The sequence below is a fragment of the Yoonia sediminilitoris genome (assembly GCF_003058085.1).
GTDB lineage: Bacteria > Pseudomonadota > Alphaproteobacteria > Rhodobacterales > Rhodobacteraceae > Yoonia > Yoonia sediminilitoris.
Genome location: NZ_QBUD01000041.1, coordinates 1 through 3,102, shown reverse-complemented (window position 1 = coordinate 3,102; position 3,102 = coordinate 1). Strand labels below are relative to the sequence as shown.

General features: G+C 52.2%; 3 protein-coding genes and 1 tRNA gene. 1 reads left to right on the top strand and 3 read right to left on the bottom strand.

Annotated features, from left to right (window positions below; genetic code table 11):
* Positions 1-18 precede the first annotated feature (18 nt).
* Positions 19-95: transfer RNA gene (locus C8N45_RS22870), tRNA-Met, on the top strand.
* Between the two features lie 427 nt (positions 96-522).
* Here the strand turns inward: C8N45_RS22870 and C8N45_RS22865 are convergent.
* The 3 genes from C8N45_RS22865 to C8N45_RS23370 form a co-directional block, all read right to left on the bottom strand.
* A complete protein-coding gene (locus C8N45_RS22865) occupies positions 523-1,116 on the bottom strand; it encodes a rhodanese-like domain-containing protein (RefSeq protein ID WP_108389360.1) in 594 nt (197 codons plus the stop codon).
* A gap of 346 nt (positions 1,117-1,462) precedes the next feature.
* A complete protein-coding gene (locus C8N45_RS22860) occupies positions 1,463-2,158 on the bottom strand; it encodes a Crp/Fnr family transcriptional regulator (RefSeq protein ID WP_108389358.1) in 696 nt (231 codons plus the stop codon).
* 740 nt (positions 2,159-2,898) lie between these two features.
* A partial coding sequence (locus C8N45_RS23370) for a hypothetical protein (RefSeq protein ID WP_168769582.1) occupies positions 2,899-3,102 on the bottom strand: 204 nt, incomplete at its 5' end.

Here is a 3,102-nt window from a genome sequence, read left to right as displayed (position 1 = left end):
TACCTGAGGTGCCTTTGGCGCGGGATGGAGCAGCCCGGTAGCTCGTCAGGCTCATAACCTGAAGGTCGTAGGTTCAAATCCTACTCCCGCAACCAAAAAATACCCTTGCAGAACAACGCACTAGCGCCCCACAGGGCGCTTCTTGCGTTTGTGCCGCACGCCACGGTGCTACAACGGTGCTACGGTTTGAGGGTGAAAAATGCTGAGACGGCTGCACAAATGCAGAGCCTAGTTCTTCTGAGAGATCGCGTAGCAAAACACTCCAACCGAATTTCCGAAGAAATTGAAACGGAAGAACTGGCGAAATTTGAAGAGACTAAAGGAGAGTAGAACTGTTGCATGGTGCTTGGACTGCGCACCGACTGGGTTAAGGTCGCGGTGAGGGCGGGCGATGGAGACTATGTTTAATTTACAATGTCTACTTTGAAAACGCTGCATCGCAACATCACTCCACACGGTGAAAGTCCGTTCCGGGCCGAAAGCGGGCTTTCTGCCGCGCGGGTAGTCTTGAGTGGCGCGGCTTCAGGATGTACCCGGCATGACGGTCAGTCCCAGCATATTCCAGCTTTGCATGCCGCCACGATAATAATAAATCTTCTCAGCCGGGTAGCCTGCCTCAATCATGCGACGCGCAGCCGTCGGCGATTGGCCGCACCAAGCGCCGTTGCAAAATAACACAACGTCAGGCAAGTCACCTTCGCAAATCCAGCCGTCAAAATCGATCTCGCAGCCAAATTCGCCGAGTCTATCTGCGGCTTCGGTATATGGAACAGAGATCGCACCAGGGATGGTGCCCTCCTCGTATTGAGGCCGCACACGACCGTCGACCAACACAGCGGTAGCTGACGTTAAGAACTCCAAGACTTCTAGCTCTCCGATGGGCGTCACACCGGGGGCTGGGACCATTGGTTGGATACAAAAACTCGGGCAAGGCCGTGAGGTTTGCAGCCAAGGTTCCGCTAGACGTGCGTCAGTGTCTTGGTCACGCATGATTTCAACTGTCCCATTGGTCGTTGGAACGGTCACGCTCATGATATCTTTGGTAATGCCAACCTCATCCGCCACCACTGGGCCAGAAACTATTGCCATGCACATCAGAGTTGGAACTACGCGCATCAGAAATCCTCCAGGAAACCTCAACATTGGTTACAGGATATTCAGATTGGGATTGTGTGTCGAGTGTCGCTCCAGCGAGCTTCGATATACGGTGGCATCAGCACCGTCGAGCGGCAGTTTTGCATTCGTAGCAAATGTCTGATCTCGTGAAGCTGCACCGCAGCGCTCGATCATGAATTCAATGTCCGCAAAGGGCCGATACTTACGGGGGTGGTGGCATCTGACAGGCAAAATGCTGCGACCGATCTAACGGCGGCTGAGAGCCCGAAGCAGACCCTCAAAGTTCTACTGATCGCGCCTGCGGCATAGCCACCAACCCAAGTCGTGCAATCTTTCACTCTACAGTTCAAATACTCGTCGTTTGCAGATGCAAGTCAGGTTGGGAAGGGGTCTCGGCAATCAATCTGCTGGCGATTAGCTTGGTGAGGAACAGGCCGAACTGCGGATTGTCGAGGCACAGCTTTTCTACGTTGTCTTGCGAAATCTCGTAAAGTTCGCAGTCAGTTTTGCACAGTACAGAAGCCGTACGGTCTTTGTTGGGACGAAAAATACCCATCTCACCTACTAACGTCCCGGGTGGGATATATATTTCAAGTTCTGGGATCAGAAGCTTTCCATTTGCAAGGAAATAAATCGCATCAGCTACGTCTCCCTTCCGAAAGAGCACCGTATCTTTTGGCAGTCGCTTTCGGGTCATGAACGGAATTAGCACGTCGATTTCAGCGCGGCCTTCGATGGCCGTTTTAATGCTTTTGATCTCTTTTAGCTTCTGCACCGTGCGGTACATGTTCAACGGGAGCAATGTGGCGTGCAATACGAAAATGGGAACAAGTTCAGCGACTGCCCCATAGATCAAAAAAGCGATGTTTGAGACAACTGCGATTACTCGAAGCTGAAGCATTCCCTTCATACAAAATGTCAGAAACACCAAGCCGCAGGCGAGATATCCAATTAATTCTGGCCAAGGTGGATGAAAAGCAAAGATATCTATGACTTCAGTTACTTTTCGCCTAAGGATTGCCCCGTTACCGTATGTGAACATGTTGATAGCTTACTAGCTACAGTCAACCGTGCCACTGTCTGGCAGAGCTGCGCCCACCATGGGATGAAAGTAAAGCAGCAAATCGCTATCCGCAACCATTCAAATAATGCCGAACATTCTCCTGATATCCCGCACTTCAGGCATCCGAGCCGCACGGCGAGCGAATGATTGCAGTCTATGCCGTTCAGCCAATGTCGTATGACCGGTTCGGGGAATTTGTGCTATGCTGCAACCGCAACAGGCCGCAAAGTCCGCATTCTGTGAATGAGCCAGTTGCTTGATTTTGCAGGCGCAGCGAATAGCAGTAACGCATAGCCGCAGCGCTGGATCAAAGGCTATAGGGCTAGTTCCGGTCTGGGCCGTCATTCCCCACATAGTCAATTTAATCGTCAGTATCGTCAGTGTGGTGCAATACTGACGATCATTTACACTCTTTCGATCTTGAGAACCCGCTCGCCTGACTGCCCCTGCTGCGCAAAGCTGACCTCTACCCCCAAGCGCCGCAGGGGCGGGGTAGCGCCAATCCGAACCACCGCAGGCCCGCCGCTGCTGCGTTGAATGAAGACTACGCAGCGCCGGGCCTGCTCAGCACAAGGGGGCTCAATATTGGACGCCGATAGGGGGGCAGCTTTTAATGCCGATTGACACCGCTGTACCAATTTTTCGCGATACCAAAGGGAGTGAATCGGCTAATTAATACTCGATGGAACGCGCTTTCAAACCTTTCTGTTTCGCGGAACTCAATCAGGCTTCAACTGACAAAGAGAAAACGAAGAAGCGTCCAGTTGTTCTATGGGAAAGTCCATTGCCTCAATACTGAGGCCGAGCGCTGCAATGTAGTCGCCGATGCGCGCGCTACCATAAAGGTGATCTAGCACGGAAAAGCCCTGGTCAGAAGCAAAGTCGGATACTTCGTCGGGAGCTACGTTGAACAGGAACGGTTC

What these genes read in the sequence shown, in the direction of transcription:
- C8N45_RS22865 (WP_108389360.1), bottom strand. Translation starts at nt 1,116, where the DNA reads ATGCGCGTAGTTCCAACTCTGATGTGCATGGCAATAGTTTCTGGCCCA.
- C8N45_RS22860 (WP_108389358.1), bottom strand. Translation starts at nt 2,158, where the DNA reads ATGTTCACATACGGTAACGGGGCAATCCTTAGGCGAAAAGTAACTGAA.